This is a genomic window from Oceanicoccus sagamiensis, from assembly GCF_002117105.1.
GTDB classification, from domain to species: domain Bacteria; phylum Pseudomonadota; class Gammaproteobacteria; order Pseudomonadales; family Dasaniaceae; genus Oceanicoccus; species Oceanicoccus sagamiensis.
Window position 1 is genome coordinate 3,624,557 of record NZ_CP019343.1, and the last position, 22,695, is coordinate 3,647,251.

Genomic DNA, 22,695 nt, shown 5'->3' on the forward strand with positions numbered 1-22,695 from the left:
GGTCAAGCCTCTCTAGCTGCGCCTAGCGGTCATAATCCAATACCGGCGACAACCAGCGCTCCAGTTCCTTCTCCGTCATCCCCTTACGTTCTGCCAGGCTATCTACCTGATCTTTGCTGATTTTGCCGGTGGCAAAATAACTGGATTCCGGGTGAGAGTAGTAAAAACCACTCACTGCTGCAGCTGGCGTCATCGCGTAATGTTCGGTTAATGAAACGCCGATATTCTGTTCTGCCGATAGCAGCTTAAAGAGCGTGCCTTTTTCGGTGTGGTCAGGGCAGGCAGGGTAGCCCGGTGCAGGGCGGATACCGTGGTAACGCTCTTTAATCAGCTCTTCATTGCTTAAAGCTTCTTCTCCGGCATAGCCCCAGAATTCCTTGCGGACACGCAGGTGCATATGCTCGGCAAAAGACTCTGCCAAACGGTCGGCCAAGGCTTTAACCATAATCGCACTGTAATCATCACCGGCGGCTTCATACTGTTGGGCCAATTCTTCGGCACCAATACCAGCGGTAACCACAAAGCCACCAATATAATCTTCAAGCCCCGTGCTCTTGGGGGCAATAAAGTCAGCCAGGCTGAAATTGGGCTTGCGGTTGGGTTTTGCGGTTTGTTGGCGAATATGATGCAAGGTAGTGGCTTGGTCGTCGCCGGTCAGCACTTCAATATCATCGCTATTGACTTGGTTGGCTGGCCAGAAACCAATCACAGCTTTGGCTGTTAGCAGCTTTTCATCAATAAGCTTGCCAAGCAGGGTTTGGGCGTCATCAAACAAGGTGCGTGCAGCTTCGCCAACGACTTTATCATCAAGAATTTTGGGGTATTTGCCGGCTAAATCCCAGCTGATAAAAAACGGAGTCCAGTCGATAGTGTCGACCAAATCCGCTAGCGGATAATCGTCAAACACTTTAATACCTTCAAAGCTGGGTTTCGGTGGAGTGTAATTATCCCACTCAATTTTGGGGGCATTGGCTTTTGCCGCTTCATAGCTTAAAGGCTTGGCTTTAGGTTGACGGTTTTTAACCCGCTCGCGCACAACGGCATACTCATCTTTGCGTTCCTGCCAAAAATTATCAAACAGACTCTCGCTAAGCAGTGTGCTGGCCACCGAAACACTGCGAGAGGCATCGGGGACATAAACAATAGGCGCCTGATCATATTGCGGTTCAATTTTAACCGCGGTATGTGCTTTAGATGTGGTTGCACCGCCAATCATTAAGGGAATAGAAAATCCCTGTTCTTTCATCTCGCGGGCGACATGGACCATTTCATCCAGTGAAGGAGTAATCAAGCCGCTAAGGCCAATAATATCGGCCTTTTCTTCTTTGGCGACGCGGAGGATTTCATCACAGGCAACCATTACCCCAAGGTCAACGACCTCGTAGTTATTACACTGTAAAACCACCCCGACAATATTTTTACCAATATCGTGCACATCACCTTTAACCGTGGCCATAATGATTTTGCCATTGCTGGTAGCGCCATCATCTTTTTCTTCTTCAATAAAAGGCTGTAAATGAGCCACGGCCTGTTTCATTACCCGGGCGCTTTTAACGACCTGTGGCAAAAACATTTTACCGTCACCAAATAAATCACCGACCACATTCATACCGTCCATTAGCGGGCCTTCGATGACTTCGATAGGGCGTTTGGCATTAACGCGGGCTTCTTCGGCATCTTCAGTAATAAACGTGGTAATGCCTTTAACTAAGGCGTGTTCGATACGTTTTTCAACGGGCAGTTCCCGCCACTCTAAATTCTCGACCTGTTTTTTAGCGCCGTCACCGGCATAATCACCGGCAATATCCAGCAGTCTTTCGGTGCTGTCGTCACGACGGTTAAGAATAACGTCTTCAACCGCTTCTTTAAGTTCAGCGGGAAGGTCGTCATAAACTGCAAGCTGGCCGGCATTAACAATACCCATGTCCAGCCCGGCTTTAATGGCGTGATATAAAAATACGGAGTGGATGGCTTCTCGTACCGGGTTGTTACCGCGGAAAGAGAAGGACACATTGCTGACTCCACCGGAAATCATAGCGTGGGGCAGGTTGGTTTTAATAAACCGACAAGCTTCAATAAAATCCACGGCATAGTTATTGTGTTCTTCAATCCCGGTGGCAACGGCAAAAATATTGGGATCGAAAATAATATCCTGTGGCGGCAGACCAACAGTCTCTACCAGAATGTTATAAGAGCGTTCGCAAATTTCATTTTTACGGGCGAGGGTGTCCGCCTGGCCTTCTTCATCAAACGCCATAACCACAACGGCAGCGCCGTAGTCCAAACACAGTTGTGCCTTTTCAATAAACTCTGCTTCGCCTTCTTTAAGGCTGATAGAGTTCACCACGGCTTTACCCTGGATGCATTTTAAACCCGATTCAATAATTTCCCATTTAGAGGAATCGACCATAATCGGGACGCGAGAAATATCAGGCTCAGAAGCAATCAGGTTTAAAAATGTCACCATGGCTTTTTCGGCGTCCAGCATGCCTTCATCCATATTGATATCGATAACCTGCGCGCCGTTTTCAACTTGCTCTCTGGCTACATCAAGGGCTGTGTCGTAATCGCCGTCGATAATAAGACGCTTAAACTTGGCTGAGCCGGTAACGTTACAGCGCTCGCCGACGTTTACAAATAACGAATCAGGGCTAATCGTAAAAGGCTCTAAACCACTTAAGCGACAGGCGGCAGCTGGCGTTTTTACTTCTCTGGGCTTGGCGTTATCAGCGATGGTGGCAAGGGCGGCAATATGGTCTGGCGTGGTGCCACAGCAACCCCCGACCAGATTTAAAAAGCCTCGATCCGCAAAGCCCTGTAAATCGTCCAGCATATCTTCCGGTGTTTCATCGTACTCACCAAAAGCGTTGGGCAAGCCAGCATTAAAGTGGCCGCTAAAATAACAGTCAGCTGCGTTGGCTAACTCTTCAACAAAGGGGCGTATCTCTTTAAAGCGGCGGCCACAGTTGGTCCCAACAATTAAGGGCTTGGCGTGGGCGATAGCATTCCAGAAAGCTTCCGGGCTTTGTCCGGATAAAACGCGGCCACTAATATCTGGGAAGGTGACCGATACCATAATCGGTAATTCAATCCCTAAATCTCTAAAGCAGCGTTTTACTGCGTAGATAGCAGCTTTGGCATTGAGCGTATCAAAGATAGTTTCGATCATAATCAGATCGACATCGCCTTCGATTAAGCCTTTGGTGGATTGGTAATAATCCTCGGCGAGTTGATCGAAGGTAATATTGCGAGCGCCCGGGTCATTTACATCGGGAGAAATAGAAGCTGTTCTAGGGGTGGGGCCAAGTACACCGGCGACAAAGCGGGGCTTATCGGGTGTGGCTGCAGTGGCCTTATCGGCGGCGGCGCGGGCTACATTGGCTGCCGCGACATTGATTTCGTAGGCGTATTCTTCGAGTTTGTAGTCGCCCTGAGCTACACGGGTAGCATTGAAACTGTTGGTTTCAATAATATCGGCGCCAGCATCCAGGTATGCGGTATGGATCTCTTCAATAATATGGGGTTGGGTGATCGATAACAGGTCATTATTACCTTTGATATCAATCGTGTAGTCAGCCAGACGCTCGCCACGGTAATCCGCTTCCTCAAGCCCATAGGATTGAATCATGCTGCCCATGGCTCCATCTATAATCAGGATGCGCTCTTTAAGGGCTTGCTTAAGTTGGGCGATACGGGGGGTTGCTGCTGTCATTTGGAGCCTGTCTACCATAAATTGCCGTTAGCCCTTATAAATCAAAGGGTTTAGAGCGTGTAAATACAAAATTAACTGACTTGTTTGCTTCTCTATAGCGCTGCAATCACAGTATAATAGCGGACTAAGTCGCGTATGCAGGTATAGCTATAGCGTCAAAAAACGCATCTTAAACTATATTGAAATATTTTGATATAGTTTTTTTAGGGCATTAAAACGATCAATTATTGAGTCAGAGGTTTATCACTCATGTCAGAAGTAGCCGAGCAGGCAACAGCAGAATTAAAGATGACTATCACTGAGTCAGCACAGGATTACCTGGCTGAGTTGCTGGAAGGTCAGGACGATGATGTATTGGGTATTCGCATGTTTGTGAATGCGCCCGGTACTCCTAAAGCAGAGACCTGCATTGCCTATTGCCGTGAAGCTGATATTGACGAAGAGGATACTCTGGTTAGCTATGAGAAGTTTACCGCCAGATTTGAAGCTCGCAGTATTCCCTTTCTGGAAGATGCATTGGTTGATTATGCTAAAGACCGTATGGGTGGTCAGCTAACGATTAAGGCCCCGAATGCCAAGTTGCCGCAAGTTAATGCCGATAGCCCAATTGAAGATCGCATCAACTATGTCTTGTTTAATGAGGTAAACCCTTCCTTGGCAGCCCATGGTGGTGAGGTTTCGCTGCTAGAGGTGACTGACGAGAATATTGCTATATTGCAGTTTGGTGGCGGTTGTCAGGGCTGTGGCATGGTTGAATCCACCCTGAAAGATGGTGTTGAGAAAAGCCTGTTAGAACAGGTGCCAGAGCTTAGTGCGGTGATGGATATGACGGATCATACCGACCGTTCACATGCTTATTTCAAGTAATTGTTCCCGTCTGTATTTCAAAGGTTGCCAATTTGGCAGCCTTTTTTTAACATTTTTGACCAGCTTTTCCTTTTCAAACTATCTAACGCACTGATTTCGCAGCAGTTAGCCCTTAGAAAAAAATTGTATAAAGTGATTGACGGGCCTTATAAAGTGGTTACAATCTACTCAGCTTGAAAATACGGCTTGTTTTATGTTCAATCATTACGATGCTCCATCTGCAGTAGTTCGTCCTGTTCATCATAATCAACACCAAATTTCCCAGCTAGATTGCTCTACATGCATCCGTGTGTATGGGTTAAATATTGAATGTTAAATGTTAGCAAATGCTAATAAGTAAAATAGGATTGTAATATGTCTGATCAAACTACTGGCACCGTTAAGTGGTTCAACGAAAGCAAAGGTTTTGGTTTCATCGAGCAAGAGTCTGGCCCTGATGTGTTTGTACACTTTAGTGCGATTAACTCTTCAGGTTTCAAAACTTTGGCTGAAGGCCAGAAAGTTGAGTTCACAGTAACTCAGGGCCAAAAAGGCCCACAAGCTGAGAACGTAGTACCTTTATAAGTTTTTTATAAGTACGCTGAATTTGCTTGGGATTAAGGCTCTTGCAGTACCTTTTTCCTGATGACGGGTTAATTTTTTAGCCTGTTATATCACGCTTTGCTCACCTGTGTGAGTAGGGTTGAAAGCCGCGCTTGTCGCGGTTTTTTTGTGCCTGAAAGAAAGTGACAGCCGTTAGATTGATCCTGGATCTGGCGCTAAGGTGGGTCAGCCAGATCAATAAGATAAGATTTTATATTAAGTATTTACTTTATAATTGATCTATAACTATCTGTTTAATAAATATTTTATATAAAATAATGCGTATATAAACCAAGCAAGCGCTTGGTATAGAATAAATTGCTAATCCCTGTATGATAGTGAGCTCTATTAACCAGCTGGTTGTTGTTCTATGTTTCAATGCCTTCATCAGTTTCTCGATTATCATGCCCGAGTGCATGGTGATTCGCCGTTTCTGGTTGAGGGTAAGGTCAGCCTAAGCTTTGCCGACTTTGAGGCCCGGGTTGACCGTGCCGTTGATCGCCTCCGGCTAATGTCCTTAAGCCGGGGTGACCGTATCGCCTTGCTGGGTAAAAACTCCATTAACTTTTTTACGATGATATTAGCCTGCAGTAAATTGGGCGTTGTGCCGGTGGCGGTCAATTATCGGCTAAGTCCCTCGGAAGCGGCCTTTATTATTGCTGATGGCACTAGCCAGTGTTTATTGATTGATGCTGAATTTATTGATGAAGTGGCGGAGCACTGTTCAGGCTTGCCTGTTATCGGCTTGTTTGGCTCTCATCCAGCTTATCCTGATTTTGAGCAATGGCTAGGTGACGGTGAGCAGGCAGTCTCTGACTCTCTTCCTGTTATCGCTGCCTCCGATATTCTTTCCCAAATGTATACCAGTGGCACAACCGGTATGCCCAAAGGCGTGCTGCTAAGCCATGCTAATGTGATTGCCAATGTTTACCAGACAGCCATGGCATCAGAATATACCTTTGGACTGGGTGAGCAGATGTTATTAGTGGCCCCTATGTACCATGCGGCGGGGATTATGACGGCCTATACCGGATTGATTCAGGGCTTAACCCTGATTATTCACCGTGACTACAGCCCGGAGCGGGTGGTGGAGGCCTTATCCAGTCAGCCTATTGTGGCGGCAACGCTGGTACCCGCCATGCTGCAATTTATCCTTAATCATGTGCCCGATATACATCGTCAATCCTTTCCATCGCTACAGCTTATTTATTACGGCGCCTCGCCCATGTCGGTGGACTTGCTTAAGCGGGCTATTGAAGTGTTTGATTGTGACTTTGCTCAGGGCTATGGCCAAACCGAAGCTAACTCCATTGTTGCTATGCTGTCGCCTTCGGATCATCGCTATGCGCTGGCATCAGCCCCGGATTTATTAAGTGCCTGTGGTCGCGCGACCTTTGATACCCGGCTGCGTTTGGTCAGTGAGGGTAAAGATGTAGAGCAGGGTGAGGCCGGAGAGATTGTGGCGAGCGGCCCGCAAGTGATGCAAGGCTATTGGAATAACCCCGAAGCGACCGCCGCAACCATTAAGGATGGCTGGTTATATACCGGTGATATCGGCAGGATGGATAAGCAAGGTTATCTCTATATTGTGGGCCGGGTAAAAGACATGATTATTTCGGGGGGCGAAAATATCTATCCGGCGGAAATTGAAACCGTCTTGGCAAGACATCAACAGATCAATGAAGTGGCTGTGGTCGGTATCCCTGATGCCCGCTGGGGTGAAGTGCCTTTGGCTGTATTGGTGGGCAATCAATCACTCGATAGTGATGAGTTACGAGCCTTCTGTGCCGATCATTTGGCTAAATTTAAAATACCGGCTCGCTTTGAGTGGCTTGGTGCGTTGCCCAGAAACCCCAGCGGTAAAATACTTAAGCAGCAATTACGAGAACAGTTTTCTAACTAGAGAAAGGCTATGTCAGATCATTCAGCAGATAACGAAGCAAAAGTCCTCTATAGCGTACAAGACCACATTGCAGTGATAACGCTAAATCGACCCAGGCAGCGCAATGCCCAGGATTTAGATCTTATCCAGCAGCTTGACCGTTGCTGGGAAAAAGCAGCGGATGATAAAAACGTCAAAGTGATTGTATTGAATGCTAATGGTCCGCACTTTTCTGCCGGCCATGACATTTCCAGGCAGGCCATGGAGCAGGTCCCTGATGTCGATTGGCAAGGTGAAGTCATTGCTGATTTATACCATTACGAAAAAAAACACTTTGTCGAGTTCTGCCGTAAGTGGCGCAATATCCCCAAGCCCTCTATTGCTGTAGTGCAGGGTGCCTGTATTGCAGCGGGTCTTATGTTGATTTGGCCCTGCGATCTGATTGTTGCGGCTGATAATGCCCGGTTTAGCGACCCTGTTGTGCATATGGGGATTGGCGGCGTTGAATATCATGGCCACACCTGGGAGTTGGGTGCACGCAAAGCTAAGGAGCTGCTATTTACCAGCGATTCGCTGGATGCTTACCAGGCCGAGCAGCTAGGCATGGTTAACAAGGTCGTGCCTATAGAGGCATTGAATAACGAAGCGATGGCCATGGCTAAAAAAATAGCCCAAAAACCAGCCTTTGGTTTGGCAATGGCCAAGCGTGCGGTTAATCGTACGCTGGATATTCAGGGGCAGGCGAATGCCATTGAGAGTGTGTTTGATATTCATGAACTGGGCCATGGTAATAGCCAGGCTGCCACCGGTGAGCCCGTTATGGTTTATCTGGATGGTATGAAAAAAGCCAAGCAAGAGAGTTAATCGTTTTACCTTCAATCAATCATGAGAGTCTCGCAATGGCAGTGATCAATATAGTCGCAGAAGTTACCGGTAAAGTATGGCAGGTCGATATCCAGCAAGGGCAGTCTGTTACAGAGGACGATACCCTGATGATTATCGAAAGTATGAAAATGGAAATTCCTGTAGACGCACCGGAAGATGGGCGGATCGTTGAAATACTGGTGGCTAAAGATGAGGCCGTTGTAGAGGGTCAGATTTTGGCCAGACTGGACATTCAGTGATGAGTAAACAGATGATTCGCATTGGTGGCGCCAGTGGTTATTGGGGGATTCCTCCGTAGCCACACCGCAGTTATTAGATGGTGGGGAGCTGGACTATATCGTTTACGACTACCTCGCCGAAGTCACTTTGTCGATTATGGCCAGAGCTCGGGCCAAAGATGCCAATATGGGTTATGCCACTGACTTTATAAGCAGTGCTTTAAAGCATAATCTACCCGCTATCGCAAAGCAGGGAGTCAAAGTGATTTCGAATGCTGGCGGTGTTAACCCCAAAGCCTGTGGTGAAGCGGCCAGAGTTTTAATTGCTGAGATGGGGCTGGATTTAACGGTTGCAGTCGTTACCGGTGATGACTTGCTGGATGCTAATGATCTGGACTTGAGTAATAGCAAAGAAATGTTTTCTGGCGAAGCTTTCCCGAAGGCTGAATCTGTCGTTAGTATCAATGCCTATCTCGGAGCTTTTCCCATTGCCCAAGCATTGGCGGAGGGCGCGGATATTGTGATTACGGGTCGCAGTGTGGATAGTGCCGTCACTCTGGCTGCCTGTATTTATGAGTTCGGCTGGCAGCCTAACGATTGGGATCAGCTATCAAGCGGTACACTGGCTGGCCATATTATTGAGTGTGGCACTCAGGCCACTGGCGGTAACTTTACCGATTGGCAGCAGGTCGTCGATAGTCTTGATCGGGCGGGCTACCCCATTGCGGAAGTTAAAGTGGATGGTAGTTTTGATATTGTTAAGCCAGCTAACACTGGCGGTATGGTGAGTGTCGGCACCGTGTCTGAGCAAATGCTGTATGAAATCGGTGATCCGCAGGCCTACCTAATGCCGGATGTGGTTTGTGATTTCTCCCAAGTGCTTATTAGTCAGCTTGCGGAGGATAGAGTGAATGTGTCGGGGGCTATCGGCTATCCCGCTACAGACAGTTATAAAGTGAGTGCAACCTATGCGGATGGTTGGCGCGGCGGTTCTCTGTATAACTTTTGCGGTATCGATGCAGATAAAAAAGCCGAGGCCTTTGCTGAGCTGGTATTAAAGCGTGTGCGTTCAGTCTTTCAAGCGCGGCAAATGGAAGATTTTAAAGAGGTCAGCATTGAAGTGATGGGGGCTGAAACACATTACGGAGATTTCCAGCAATTGGAAAGCTCCCGTGAAGTTGTGCTGAAGTTGGCTGCGCGCCATGCCGATGCTAAAGCGATTGCTATATTGCTAAAAGAAGTGACCGGCCTGGCATTATCGGCTCCACCGGGTTTGTCGATTTTTGCCGGTGCTCGCCCAAAGCCGTCACCTGTTGTGCGTTTATTTTCTTTTTTAATCCCTAAACACAAGCTGTCTATACAGATTGATAATGGGCAAGAACTTACAGAATTTCAGCCCTTATCGATTGAACATTCCGCTAAGAAAAAAATTCAAATTAAGCCTGTCCCAGCGGTGGATTGTCAGGACCTTAAAGGTATGGCCGTTGTGCCGCTGGTTACACTGGCTTGGGCTCGCAGTGGTGATAAGGGTGATAAAGCCAATATTGGTGTAATTGCCCGCCAGCCAGAGTTCCTGCCTTATATTATTCAGTCTTTAACAGTAGATAGTGTTGCCAAGCGCTTTGCGCATTTTATGGAAAAAGGTGGTAGTGAAGAGCCTGTCGAGTGTTTTTTACTGCCGGGTTCCAATGCCATCAACTTTCTAATCCATCATGTGTTGGGCGGTGGCGGTATGGCAAGCCTGCGCAGCGATGCTCAGGGAAAAGCCTATGCACAAATTTTACTGGATCACCCCATAGTTATTCCTGAGCAGCTACTAGACCCATCAGCGGAGACACTTAAATGAGTGCGTTTGTTTCAAGCTTAACGACCGATAGCGAGAGCTTTGCCGAGAACCGGCAGGAGATGTTGTCGCTGATTGATGATTATCACGATATCAAACAGCGTGCCGTTGAGTTGTCGGCTAAACGTAAACCGCGTTTTGATGAGCGTGGACAGCTGCTACCCAGAGAGCGTTTATTGCGTTTGCTGGACCCGGGTATGCCGTTTTTAGAAATGTATGGTTTGGCCAATTTCTTAGTGGATACCCCGGACCGGGAAAAATCCGTTGCCGGTGCCAGTAACCTGAGCGGTATTGGTTTTATCAGTGGCATACGTTGTTTTGTTATGGTGGACGATAGCGGTATTAATGCGGGAGCAGCCACGCCAAAATCCGGTGAGAAAATCCAGGCCTGCCTTGATGTCGCATTGCGCCACAAACTACCTTTTGTACATTTGGTTGAAAGTGCTGGGGCTAACTTAATGGAATACCGTGTAGAAGGGTGGGCTCATGCTGGCGGGATGTTTTATCGCCGGGCTAAACTTAGCGCGGCGGGCATTCCAACCATTACTGTATTGCACGGGCCTGCCACTGCTGGTGGCGCTTATATGCCCGGACTTAGCGATTATGTGATCAGTGTAAGGGGTAGGGGGCGCGCTTCATTGGGCGGTGCTGCTTTGGTGCAGGCTGCCACCGGTGAAATGTCCAGTGATGAAGAGCTGGCCGGTACCGAAATGCATGCCACAGTGTCCGGTCTGGTGGAATATACCGCAGAAGACGATGCCCATGGCTTATTACTGGCTCGTAACCTTATCGAACGTATCGATTGGAATAAATCCTGCGCCAAACCGGAAAAGTCTTTATTTAAAGCTCCAGTGTATTCCAGTGATGACATTGCTGGTCTGGTACCCGTGGATTATCGCAAGCCCTATGATGTCCGCGAGTTAATTTGCCGTTTGGTAGATGGCTCTGATTTTGATGAATTTAAACCCCGCTATGGAGTCACCACTGTCTGCACCCATGCCAGTATTTTTGGCAATGCCTGTGGCATTATCGGCAATAATGGCCCCATCGATCCTGACGGGGCCACCAAGGCCGCTCAGTTTATGCAGCTTTGCGACCAGTCCAACATACCGCTGATCTTTCTTGGCAATATCACCGGCTTTATGGTGGGTAAAGAGTATGAGCGCAACGGCATGATAAAGCATGGCTCAAAAATGATTCAGGCCGTATCAACCGTCAGTGTACCTAAAATCACCTTATATATTGGCGCCAGTTTCGGTGCTGGCAACTACGGTATGTGCGGTATTGGTTATGAGCCTGATTTTCTATTTACCTGGCCCAATGCGGTTACCGGTGTTATGGGTGGTGAGCAAGCTGCCTCTACCATGGATTTTGTGGCCAGAGCCGGTGCTGCTCGAAAAGGTATCGAGGTAGATGAAGCGCTAATGGAAAAACAGCAGCAATCGATTATTCAATATTTTGATGATCAGTCCAGCGCCTTTTACACCTCAGGCCTAATGTTAGATCAGGGCATGATTGACCCAAGAGATAGCCGAAAAGTATTGGGCTTTGCCTTACAAACCTGTTGGGAGTCACGGCACCGTGAGCTAAACCCCAATAGCTTTGGTGTAGCCAGATTGTAATTGATTATCTACCTGACAAGAGAAGCATAGTGAAAATACTACCCGATACAGACAAGCTGTTGTTAGAGCAAAGCGACAACTGGCTAACCATTTGGTTTAACCGTCCTGAAAGCCGCAATGCCTTATCCGAAGGGCTTACCGATGATCTCTGCGCGGTATTAAATGCCGTGCGCGATGATCAGGGCTGCCGGGGTATTACCCTGCGTGGCAAAGGTGGAGTGTTTTGTGCCGGTGGTGATTTAAAAAACTTTAAAGCGGGATTTCAGGGCGGTGAGCAATCACAGGCTGATATAGAAGCGGCTAGCCGTGCAGCAGGTGAGATGTTTGACCTGATCAATGAAATGCCACAAGTCGTAGTGATTTTGGTGGAAGGTGCCGCTATGGCCGGTGGCCTTGGTATGGTGTGTATCGCCGATATTGTTGCTGTCACCCGTGATGCAAAATTTGCCATGACGGAAACCACATTGGGTATTCCTCCCGCGCAGATAGCACCGTTTGTGGTGCAGCGTTTGGGTTTAAGTAGTGCCAGGCGATTAATGTTAACGGCCTCTCGGTTTAATGGTGAAGAAGCAGGGCGCTTGGGCTTGGCTGATTTTGTGGTCGATGATGCATCAGGCTTGGATCAAGTCGAGGCGGATATTAAGCAACAAGTTAAACGCTGCGCTCCCGGTGCCAATGCGGTTACCAAAGAAGTGGTGCTGGCCACGCGTCATTTAAACCGTGAAGAGATGGTGGACTTTGCTGCCAAAGGTTTTGCCGCTTGTATGCTTTCCGATGAAGGGCGTGAAGGTGTCGCCTCGTTTTTTGAAAAACGCAAACCCTATTGGTCGGTAAAACACTAAGACTTGGATAAAATTATGAGACGCTTTAATAGCATATTGGTCGCCAATCGTGGCGAAATAGCCGTCAGGGTAATATCGACCGCGAAGCAGCTTGGTTATCGTACCGTAGCGGTTTACTCAGAAGCAGATGCCGACGCCATCCATGTAAAAATGGCGGACGATGCCATTGCCATTGGTCCTTCGCCAGCCAATGAAAGTTATTTGGTGATCGATAATATTTTAGCAGCAGCCAAGGCGGCCGGTGCTGAAGCGATTCACCCCGGCTATGGCTTTTTGTCAGAGAATGCTGAGTTTGCCAAAGCTTGTGAGCAGGCAGATTTGGTTTTTATTGGTCCCAGTGCTGAATCCATTGCATTGATGGGTAATAAGGCTGAAGCCAAGCGCCACATGATTAAAGCGCAGGTTCCCTGTGTGCCGGGTTATGAAGAAAAGGATCAAACGGACGAGGTGTTGATGGCTGCGGCTGAGAATATTGGCTATCCCATTATGGCAAAAGCGGCTGCCGGTGGTGGTGGCCGTGGGATGAGTCTGGTACATAAAGCCGAAGATTTAGTCGAAGCGTTACGCTCGGCACGCTCAGTGGCGTTAAATAGTTTTGGCTCCGACGAGATGATTTTGGAAAAAGCCATTATCAATCCCCGCCATGTTGAAATTCAGATATTCGCCGATACCCAAGGCAATGTGATTCATTTAGGTGAGCGTGATTGCTCGGTACAACGTCGCCACCAGAAAGTTGTTGAAGAAGCACCGTGCCCGGTAATGAGCGACAAATTACGTGAATCCATGGGAGCGGCGGCGGTAGAGGCAGCGAGGGCGATTAATTATCGCGGTGCAGGTACCGTCGAATTTTTACTGGATGATCAGGGTCATTTTTATTTTCTGGAAATGAATACCCGCTTGCAGGTTGAACACCCGGTCACGGAGCTGATTACCGGCCAGGATTTGGTAGCGATGCAAATTCAGGTAGCGCAGGGTCAGGCCCTGTCGCTATCGCAGCAGGATATTCAATTCAATGGCCATGCTATGGAAGTGCGCCTGTATGCAGAAGATCCGGCCAAGGGCTTTTTACCCCGTACCGGCCAGATCGCTCTCTGGCAGGCAGCTGTGGGTGAAGGGGTGCGTATTGATAGCGGCATCGATAGTGGTCAGGCAATATCCCCTTACTATGATCCCATGTTGGCCAAGGTGATTGCCTGGGGGCCAGATCGTGAAACGGCCAGACATCGTTTAATGGCCGCATTAAAGAATACCCTGCTGTTCGGTACCACCAGTAATAAGCGTTTTTTGATTGATATACTGGAACGAGAAACCTTTGCTAAAGGGCTGGCCACCACGGCCTTTATTGATCAGGAATTTTCCAAGGCTGATTTAAAAAACTCATCTGTCAGTACTAACACCGCCGCTATAGCTGCGGTGATTCAGTATGCTCTGGAGCAGCAGCAGGCAATGCAGGCTAGCCTGAATGTGGCCGATGATTTATTAAATTGGTCAAGTACCGGGCATATGGCTAGCCGCTATGTTTATCAGTTTGCCAAGCAGTCCTTTGATCTATTGGTAAGTCCTACAGCCACTAATTGCTATCAGGTTGCGCTTAATGATCAGGCGCTAGTCTTAGAGTTACTTAATCTCGGAGAGAACACTGCCAGGCTGCGGATTAATGGCGTGGGTCAAACGGTTTATTTTCTAATGCCGGAGCCGGGTGTGTTATTACTCTCAGTTGAAGGGGCGAATATTGAATGTCGCAATGAGTTGGCCTTCTCTGCCAGTGCGGAAGCAGTTGCTGGTGACGGTCAATTACTGGCCCCTATGCACGGGGTTATGCAGGAGTTGCTGGTTAGCGTTGGCGATGCCGTTAAACAGGGCCAGCGTGTTGCCGTAGTAGAAGCCATGAAAATGCAGCATGATATAGTGGCAGATATCGATGGTACGATAGAGGCAGTGGCCGTGGCGGAAGGCAGTCAGGTTGCTGCTAACGATATATTAATAGCGATTGCCGGCTGCTAACAACAATAATAATCAGGATTGGCTATGGTTTATGACCCGCGCATCCCAGCAAAAGAACAGTGTGTACTGGCCTACCAGTTAGAGCGGTGGGCTAGCGAGCGCCCTGAGCAAACGGCGGTGGTGTTCTATGGCGGTGAAAGTTGGTCTTGGCAAACTCTGTTAGCCATGACCCAGCGCACAGCCTGCGCCCTGCAATCTTTAGGCGTCAGCAAAGGTGATCATGTACTCAGTTGGCAGCCTAATAATAAGCAGGCGTTGCTGACCTGGTTTGGTTTAAATTATCTGGGCGCTGTCTATGTTCCGATTAATACCGCTTACAAAGGTAGTTTGTTGCAGCATGTGGTTCAACTGTCAGATGCACGGCTAATGATTTGTCATGCTGATTTAGCACCGAGACTTAATGCGATTGAAACGGGTGGATTACAGGATGTGATTGTCACTCACGATAAGGTTGATTTAACCGCGCTTAATACTTTGCCGGAATCTGCCCTAATCGCTCACCAACCGCTCTCACAGCCCCCTGAGCTTATTGAACCCTGGGATACGCAATATATTATTTTTACTTCGGGCACCACCGGGCCCTCTAAAGCGGTTTTATCCTCGTATTTGCAAGGCTATTCAATGGGTCCCGAGGCTCACCCTTATGTGGATAGTGATGATCGCTCTCTGATTAATATGCCGCTGTTTCATGCTGGCGGTACCATCTATGTCATTATGACTCTGGCCAATGGTGGCTCCTGTTTTATTGATAGCCATTTTAAAACCGATGAATTCTGGTCGACCATTAATGATTATCAAATTACCTCGACCTGTTTAGTAGCCGCTATGATTCCTTTTTTATTAAAACTACCTCCTAGCGATAAGGACAAAAACCATAGCTTGAAAAAAGCCCTCTGCGTACCCTGGAATGACGATGGTCGTGCGGTTGGTTTGCGTTACGGTATTGATATGCGTACTTGTTTTAATATGACGGAAATATCAGGTCCTTTAGTATCTGATTCTTTTCCTGAAAAAAACGGTACCTGCGGTAAAGTTCGGGCAGGTGTTGAAGCGCGTGTCGTTGATGAAAATGATTGTGAAGTCGCGCCGGGTGTCACAGGGGAATTGGTATTGCGCACCGACCGCCCCTGGTCGATGAATCATGGCTATTATAAAAATCCGCCAGCGACTGCTGAGGCCTGGCGCAATGGCTGGTTTCATACCGGTGATGGCTTTAAATACGATAAAGAGGGCTACTTTTACTTTGTTGATAGAATCAAGGATGCTATCCGTCGGCGCGGTGAAAATATTTCTTCCTTTGAAGTCGAGAATGAAGTCACCGCTTTTCCTCAGGTAAGGGAAGCTGCTGCGATAGCAGTGCCCAGTGAGTTAAGTGAAGATGATGTTATGATTGTGGTGTCAGCGCTAGCGGGTAATACGGTAGAGCCGCTGGCATTATTTGAGTTTCTGCAGCAGCGAGTGGCCTATTTTATGTTGCCGAGATTTATTCGTATTGTTGATGAGTTGCCAAAAACCCCAACCCAAAAAATAAAAAAACATCTGCTGAAAGAAGCGGGTGTGACCGACGATACCTGGGACCGTGAAGCAGCAGGTATTGTGGTTAAACGAGATCAGTTGTCCTAGTGGGCCGTAGAGAGGAATAGTGTATGTCTGATGAAATAACATCACGGGACTTACTACAACAGTTAGAGGAAGCGCGTGCCTCAATAACAGACCAGCAAAGACCGGATGCGGTGGCTAAGCGCCGCGAGCAGGGTATGGGGACCGCAAGAGAGCGTGTGCAGCAATTGTTGGACGCCGATAGCTTTCGGGAAGTCGGTGGTTTGGTCGGCCCTGATCGCAGCAATGCCCTAAGTCGAGATTTAGAGGCTCCTGCTGATGGGGCGGTGACGGGTAGCGGCAAGATTGGTGGGCGCGAGGTTTCAGTCGTGTCTCAGGATTTCACTGTACTAGGTGGCAGTATTGGTACCCATGCCGACCATAAGATGGGGCGCCTGATTAACCGTGCTGCGGATCGGGGTCAACCTTTGGTAATGATGTTAGAGGGTGGCGGTCACCGCATTCAAGACGGAATGAATGCCGCGCATTTTGCTGCGGCTTCACCGGTCTTTCATTTAATCAGCAGACTTTCTGGCTGGGTGCCGAATGTCACCGCCATCATGGGGCAGGGCTTTGCTGGGCCGACGGCCTATGCATCACTGTCTGATTTTGTCGTTTTGGTGCGGGAAAAATCGACCATGGGTATTGCCGGCCCTGCGTTAGTTAAAGCGGGTACAGGGCAGGAAATTTCAAAAGAAGCATTGGGCGGTGCCAGGCGCCAGGCCGACCAGCAAGGTATTGCTGATTTGGCTGTGGATACTGAAGAAGAATGCCTACAGGCCATTCAGCAATTTCTATCCTATTTGCCCAGCAATGCGGGTGAGCCTTTGCCAATCATTCCCTGTGACGATCCGATCGATCGTCGTGATGATAAGCTATTGGATTTGGTGACTGCCAATAGCCGTAAAGTTTACGATATGCGCAAAGTGATTAAAGTGATTGCAGATAAAGGCAGTGTCTTTGAGATAAAGCCGGGCTTTGCCAAAAATATGCTGACCTGCTTGGCGCGGATGAATGGTCGGCCGGTCGGTTTTTTTGCTAACCAGCCGATGCAAAAAGGCGGCATACTCGATGCGGCCGCCTGTGAAAAGGCTGCACATTTTATTGCGCTATGTGATGCATTTGGGGTTCCTTTAGTGTCCTTGATAGATATTCCCGGTATAGCCATTGGTCCCGCCGCTGAAGATACCGGGTTGGGGCGTCGCAGTGGCCGGCTGTTTTATGAAATGGGCATTGCCACCGTACCTTTGATCTCGGTGGTACTGCGCAAAGGTTATGGTGGAGGCTATTATGCTATGGGAGGTGGTCGAGGCTTTGATGCTGATGCGGCCTTTGCCTGGCCCACGGCAGAGATTTGTGCCATGTCTATCGAAGGGGCGGTGGATGTTGCCTATAAGAAAAAATACCAGTCAGCCGATGACCCGGACACTGAACGGCAGCACATGATTGACGATATCAAAGGTCAAACCGGCGCATTAGACGCGGCCCATGATTTTGGTATTGATGACGTGATTGATCCAAGAGAAACCCGTCAGCGCATTATTGAAGTGCTGGCATCCTGTCTACCCAGAAGACCAGATCGCAGCCCGCCCAGAGTGCGTTCTATTTCACCTGTCTAGTCATCCGATTATCCGACTTAATCGTAGGAAACCTTTATGTCATCGCGTCTGTTAATAGAAAAACAAGAGACAGTCTGGATTGCCCGATTTAATAATCCGCCACACAGTTATATGGATCATCTAACGGGCGAAGCCCTGACGCAATTATTAGATGAGGTGGATGGCGATAGCGTGGTGCGGGCGGTAATTTTTACCGGTAGTGAAGAGGGTGTATTTATTCGTCATTATGATGTGGCTGTGTTGTTAGAGCGCAGTCAGGGGATGGCGGAGCGCGGTTTACGTTTTTCGCTGGACCGCTTAATTCCCGAATCGCAATTACATCAATGTTTAGCACGAATGGAGTCAATGCCAATCGCTTTTATTGCTGCAATTAATGGCACTGCTATGGGTGGGGGTTTGAAATTACTCTGGCCTGTGATTTTCGTTTGGTGCAACAGGGTGATTATGATTTGGGTCTGCCAGAAATTAATCTCGGTTTACTGGGCGGTGCCGGGGGTACTCAGCGTCTGCCACGGTTAATAGGCCAATCAAAAGCTTTGGAGATGGAGTTATTAGGGCAAACGATTTCACCAGCACAAGCCGTGCAATGGGGTATTGCCATGGAATGTGTAGAGGGTGATGTTGTCGCCAGATCCATAGAGATTGCCAATAAGCTGGCCACTAAAGACCCCCGAGCCTCGGCACATATTAAACAGTTAATCAGAGGTTCTGCCGATTGGGAACTTGAAGAAGGTCTTGCTAAGGAGCGAACCTTATTTTGTGATTTAATGGTTGCCCCTGATAGCTTGCAAGCGATGAAAGATTTTGTAGAAAACGATGGCGATATTCGCGACGAAGATTGCCGCTAATCATTATTTTAGGATTGAACCATGTCTAGCCCCCAATATGATGTTGTTATTTTTGGTGCCACCAGCTTTGTTGGTCAAATTATTGTGCGTTACTTTTGTGAACAGTTTTCCACCGCTGATGCGGCCGAGCAAGTCAGTTGGGCCATTGCCGGTCGATCAGAGGCCAAGCTCAATGAAGTAAAAGCCTTGATGGCAGATAAGGTTGATGATATTCCCACCATTGTTGCCAATGCTGATGACCTTGAAGCGATGCGCGCTATGTGTGAGCAAACACTGGTGGTGATGTCCACGGTTGGGCCCTATGCTTTATATGGCGATACGCTGATTCAAGCTTGTGTAGAAACCGGCACCGACTACTGTGATCTGGCGGGTGAAATCCAGTGGATTAAACGTATGCAGGACAAATATTCAGAAGCTGCTTTAAACAGCGGTGCGCGTATTGTTCATAGCTGCGGCTTTGATTCGATTCCTTCTGATATGGGTGTGTACTACTTGCAACAGCAAGCCAAAGCAAAACTGGGGCAGGTCTGCTCGGAGGTGGCTCTGCGGATTAAAGCTGCATCAGGAGGTTTTTCCGGTGGTACTTTTGCCAGCATGGTTAATGCCAATGATGAAATGGCAGCCGATCCGGAGTTACAGGCGCTGTTGGAAGATAGTTATGCGATTTGCCCTGAGGATTATCCCAAGCAGGCAAAGCAGCACAGTATTCTCAGTCACCACTATGACGAAAATTTTGCCAGCTGGTCTGCGCCATTTATGATGGCACCGATTAACGAGCCAGTGGTGCTGCGCTCCAATGCCTTAAGCGACTATAGCTATGGTAAAGACTTTCACTATAATGAAGCCATCCTGACTGCCCCCGGCACTGGCGGTAAAATTGCTGCGGTGATGGTGGACAAAGTGATGAAAATATTTGTAGCCGCCACTGCTATGCCGTTGTTTAAACCGTTAATTATGAAAATAATGCCTGCGCCTGGTGAGGGCCCCAGCCCTGAAGCGCAGGCCAAGGGTTTTTATGATATTCGCTTTTTGGGTAAAACCAACGATGGGCAGCGGATACAAACTAAACTAACCGGTGATCGTGACCCAGGTTACGGTTCAACGGCTAAAATTATTGCTCAATCTGCGGTCTGTCTGGCCAAGGATATAAGTCAGCAAGAAAAGGGCGGTGGTTTTTGGACCACGGCCACTGTTTTTGACCAGCGTTTAATTGACCGCTTATGTCAATATGCCGGTTTGACCTTTGAAGTGATTGATGACGACTAAAATAGACTGTTATGCTAGCGCCGCGCTGTTGCTATCAAAGCAAGTACTATAAATACAAGTACTATTAAAACAAGATAAGCCAAAAGCAAAACAAGATAAGTCAAAAGAAGTTTTATTATGTCTGTTACTTTGTCCGTACTCGATCAATCGATGTCACGTTCTGCCAATCATGCCGCGCAAGCCTTGCAGGAAACCCTGCAAATGGCCCAGTTCTGTGAGCAATTGGGTTATCAACGTTTCTGGGTGTCGGAGCACCATGCCTTCCGTTCGGTGGCCGGTAGTGCGCCGGAAGTTTTGTTGGCGGCTCTGGGTGCGGCCACTCGTACTATCCGCTTAGGGTCTGGTGGCATTATGCTGCCACATTACAGTGCCTATAAAGTCGCTGAAGTATTTTCTCTGCTGGCTAATCTATATCCTGGCCGCATTGATCTGGGAGTAGGGCGAGCCCCGGTGCTGATATGTCCACGGCTAAAGCTCTGGCGACGGATGGTCAGCCCAAATTTGCCCGTTTTCCGCAATTGGTTGAAAGTCTGAGTGAGTATCTATGGCAACCAGTAACTCAGCCGGTCGTTAGCCCAAAACCACCACCGGGTATTCCATTATGGATGTTGGGTTCCAGTGCCGATAGCGCCTTGCTGGCTGCTCAGCGCGGTCTGCCTTATAACCTGGCGGCGTTTATCAATCCTCAGGCTGACCCAGCTTTGATTCAGTATTATAAAGAGCGCTTTCAGCCCAGCGAGTTGCAGCAGCAGCCCTATGCGATTCTTACCATGAGTGTGTTTTGTGCCGATACCGAAGAACAGGCGGCTAAGCTGGCCCATACCCATGATATTAATTTCTTCCGCTTTGTTACAGGGCAGGCAGGCGAGGTTTCACTAACCCCTGCGGAGGCTGCGGAATTTCCGATGACGCCACAGTTGCAGAGTTTTATTCAGGACCGTTCCAGATTAAGGGCGACGGGGACAGTAGAGCAGGTAAAAGAAAAAATTACCCGACAGGCGGAAGTATTTTCTGCCGATGAAATTATGGCGGTAACCAATATGCATTATTTTGAAGATCGCAAACGCTCGTTCGAGTTACTCAAACAAGCTTTCTAATCTAACGATTTAGTAAAGGTCGTCTAACACACCGTTAACAATGTCGGTTTCTATCATGCTGACCGGGCCATTCCAGTCCTCAGGGTAGATAGTATCGTCGGGGTTAAGGTAATCTTCACTGCTGAGTTCATAGGCATTGCGCCAATCCTCAGGTTCTTCCACCTCTTCCAGTAGCATTTCATTCCAGTTCTCAAGGTCGTATTCCGTTACAGCGCCATCGATAAGTTGGGTTTCTATCGTGCGGGTGTTTTCGTCCACAGCCACGACTTCAAATATCAGCCCTTGCTGGATTTCCCTATACCAGCTGCCAACTTGAGGTGTAGTACTTTTCATTTCACGCCCTCTGGTTATCCCATGCTGTTACTTATACTTAATGTTCAAAGTACCATGTAAAACGGCGCTGTCCATAGGTGATTAAACGGATGGTATAAAGTCTTAATCTGCATCAACAATTCTTACACTTTGGAAAACTCAATGAGATTCAATGGCTTATGATTTGTAAATTCGGGGGCGATGTTTTATAAAGGGTTTCTTATAGGCTTTTAATATAAAAATGACTTTGATCAAGATAAAATTGTATAAATTTTTCGATCAAAATGATCATTTTTTAACGATTCAGTTTCAGTTAGCCATTGGCTCAACTATTTTAGTACTAAAACATCACTTGATCCGACTGTGTGACACTTTATGAATACACCGACTATCGATACCACCTTTTTTGGCCTTAATCTGGCGGAGTACCCATGGCTGTGGGATGTTTTCGTGCTGGTACTACTGACGTTGCTGGCTCGTTATGTGGTTGGCATGTTATTAAGAAAACTGGAACAGCAACTGAAGAAAACCCATACCCTGTGGGATGATGCTTTGTTAGAGGCGGGCCATGCCCCCGCGGGCTGGCTGGTTTGGCTGGTAGGTTTTAGCTGGGTGCTGGAGGTGTTGGTGGTAGAGTCGCAAGCCTTTGTCTTCACCAGCCTTGGGCCAGTACGGGAGTTGTCGGTAGTACTGCTGTTAGCCTGGTTTATGATTCGGCTGATTAAGCAGGTAGAAATCCGCTTAATGTCCGATGAATATTCCTCAGAGCCGGTGGATGCCACGACGGTGCTGGCTGTGGGTAAATTGGTCCGGGCCGCAGTGATTATCACCGTTGCCTTGGTGGTTCTGCAAACACTGGGCTATAGCATTTCTGGTGTGCTGGCTTTTGGGGGTATTGGCGGAATAGCCGTGGGGTTTGCCGCCAAAGATTTACTGGCCAACTTTTTTGGTGGCCTTATGGTCTATCTGGATCGACCCTTTGCTGTGGGTGACTGGATTCGCTCCCCAGACCAGGAGATAGAAGGGACTGTTGAGCATATTGGCTGGCGGCAGACCTGTATTAGGACCTTTGATAAGCGTCCACTCTATATTCCTAATGCAACCTTTAGCCATATCTCGGTGGAAAACCCGTCGCGTATGCTCAACCGTCGTATCTATGAAACTATTGGTATTCGCTATGAGGATGCAGGCAAGCTCAAGGCAATTGTCACTGATGTGACTGAACTGCTTAAGCAGCACGAAGAGATCGATCAGAACCAGACCATAATTGTTAACTTTAATAGCTTTGCCCCGTCATCGTTGGACTTCTTTGTTTACACCTTTACCAAGACCACCGACTGGGTGAAATACCATGAAGTAAAGCAGCGAGTATTGCTGGAAATTCTGGACATTATTTTTAAGCATGATGCGGATGTTGCTTTCCCAACCTCAACCGTCCATATCCCGGAGGGTATAGGGCTAAACGGCTCGATAGAGCAGCCAGGACCGGTGGTTTAA

General features: G+C 48.1%; 15 protein-coding genes and 2 pseudogenes. 15 read left to right on the top strand and 2 right to left on the bottom strand.

All coding sequences use genetic code 11. The annotated features are described in order from the left end of the window. Nucleotides 1-22: 22 nt before the first annotated feature. Nucleotides 23-3,712: a methionine synthase gene (metH, locus tag BST96_RS16440; RefSeq protein WP_085759740.1), complete on the bottom strand. Its 3,690-nt coding sequence runs from the start codon at nucleotides 3,710-3,712 to the stop codon at nucleotides 23-25. 249 nt (nucleotides 3,713-3,961) lie between these two features. Between metH and nfuA the strand changes: the two genes are divergently transcribed. The 14 genes and pseudogenes from nfuA (at nucleotide 3,962) to BST96_RS16520 (ending at nucleotide 20,886) form a co-directional block, all read left to right on the top strand. Continuing rightward, on the top strand, nucleotides 3,962-4,579 hold the full coding sequence (nfuA, locus tag BST96_RS16445) for a Fe-S biogenesis protein NfuA (protein WP_085759741.1): 618 nt from the start codon (nucleotides 3,962-3,964) through the stop codon (nucleotides 4,577-4,579). Between the two features lie 354 nt (nucleotides 4,580-4,933). Beyond that, nucleotides 4,934-5,143, top strand: coding sequence for a cold-shock protein (locus tag BST96_RS16450; protein WP_007224698.1), 210 nt, complete (start codon nucleotides 4,934-4,936; stop codon nucleotides 5,141-5,143). Between the two features lie 388 nt (nucleotides 5,144-5,531). Next, nucleotides 5,532-7,064, top strand: coding sequence for a long-chain-fatty-acid--CoA ligase (locus tag BST96_RS16455; protein WP_085759742.1), 1,533 nt, complete (start codon nucleotides 5,532-5,534; stop codon nucleotides 7,062-7,064). A 9-nt stretch (nucleotides 7,065-7,073) separates the two neighbouring features. Further along, complete coding sequence (locus BST96_RS16460) at nucleotides 7,074-7,907, top strand: enoyl-CoA hydratase (protein ID WP_085759743.1); 834 nt, start codon at nucleotides 7,074-7,076, stop codon at nucleotides 7,905-7,907. 35 nt (nucleotides 7,908-7,942) lie between these two features. Next, the gene (locus BST96_RS16465) at nucleotides 7,943-8,167 is read left to right on the top strand and encodes an acyl-CoA carboxylase biotin carboxyl carrier protein subunit (RefSeq protein ID WP_085759744.1); all 225 of its coding nucleotides are present in this window, start codon (nucleotides 7,943-7,945) and stop codon (nucleotides 8,165-8,167) included. 40 nt (nucleotides 8,168-8,207) lie between these two features. Next, nucleotides 8,208-9,992 carry an acyclic terpene utilization AtuA family protein gene (locus BST96_RS16470; protein WP_240554826.1) on the top strand — a complete coding sequence of 595 codons (1,785 nt, stop codon included), beginning with the start codon at nucleotides 8,208-8,210 and terminating at the stop codon, nucleotides 9,990-9,992. After that, nucleotides 9,989-11,611 carry an acyl-CoA carboxylase subunit beta gene (locus tag BST96_RS16475; RefSeq protein ID WP_085759745.1) on the top strand — a complete coding sequence of 541 codons (1,623 nt, stop codon included), beginning with the start codon at nucleotides 9,989-9,991 and terminating at the stop codon, nucleotides 11,609-11,611. Before BST96_RS16470 ends, BST96_RS16475 begins: the two co-directional genes overlap by 4 nt. A gap of 29 nt (nucleotides 11,612-11,640) precedes the next feature. After that, nucleotides 11,641-12,453 carry an enoyl-CoA hydratase/isomerase family protein gene (locus BST96_RS16480; RefSeq protein WP_157117994.1) on the top strand — a complete coding sequence of 271 codons (813 nt, stop codon included), beginning with the start codon at nucleotides 11,641-11,643 and terminating at the stop codon, nucleotides 12,451-12,453. A gap of 15 nt (nucleotides 12,454-12,468) precedes the next feature. After that, nucleotides 12,469-14,457, top strand: coding sequence for an acetyl/propionyl/methylcrotonyl-CoA carboxylase subunit alpha (locus BST96_RS16485; protein ID WP_085759746.1), 1,989 nt, complete (start codon nucleotides 12,469-12,471; stop codon nucleotides 14,455-14,457). A 24-nt stretch (nucleotides 14,458-14,481) separates the two neighbouring features. Then, nucleotides 14,482-16,080 (top strand): AMP-binding protein, encoded by a 1,599-nt coding sequence (locus BST96_RS16490; protein ID WP_085759747.1) that lies wholly within the window; start codon nucleotides 14,482-14,484, stop codon nucleotides 16,078-16,080. A gap of 23 nt (nucleotides 16,081-16,103) precedes the next feature. Then, on the top strand, nucleotides 16,104-17,675 hold the full coding sequence (locus tag BST96_RS16495; RefSeq protein ID WP_085759748.1) for an acyl-CoA carboxylase subunit beta: 1,572 nt from the start codon (nucleotides 16,104-16,106) through the stop codon (nucleotides 17,673-17,675). A 111-nt stretch (nucleotides 17,676-17,786) separates the two neighbouring features. Further along, nucleotides 17,787-18,523, top strand: a pseudogene (locus tag BST96_RS21100) (enoyl-CoA hydratase/isomerase family protein). A gap of 21 nt (nucleotides 18,524-18,544) precedes the next feature. Further along, on the top strand, nucleotides 18,545-19,789 hold the full coding sequence (locus BST96_RS16510; RefSeq protein WP_085759751.1) for a saccharopine dehydrogenase family protein: 1,245 nt from the start codon (nucleotides 18,545-18,547) through the stop codon (nucleotides 19,787-19,789). 150 nt (nucleotides 19,790-19,939) lie between these two features. Next, nucleotides 19,940-20,886, top strand: a pseudogene (locus BST96_RS16520) (LLM class flavin-dependent oxidoreductase). A gap of 9 nt (nucleotides 20,887-20,895) precedes the next feature. Here the strand turns inward: BST96_RS16520 and BST96_RS16525 are convergent. Next, complete coding sequence (locus tag BST96_RS16525) at nucleotides 20,896-21,219, bottom strand: DUF6763 family protein (RefSeq protein WP_085759754.1); 324 nt, start codon at nucleotides 21,217-21,219, stop codon at nucleotides 20,896-20,898. A gap of 354 nt (nucleotides 21,220-21,573) precedes the next feature. On the opposite strand from BST96_RS16525, the gene BST96_RS16530 reads away from it, so the two are divergent. Continuing rightward, on the top strand, nucleotides 21,574-22,695 hold the full coding sequence (locus BST96_RS16530) for a mechanosensitive ion channel family protein (RefSeq protein ID WP_085759755.1): 1,122 nt from the start codon (nucleotides 21,574-21,576) through the stop codon (nucleotides 22,693-22,695).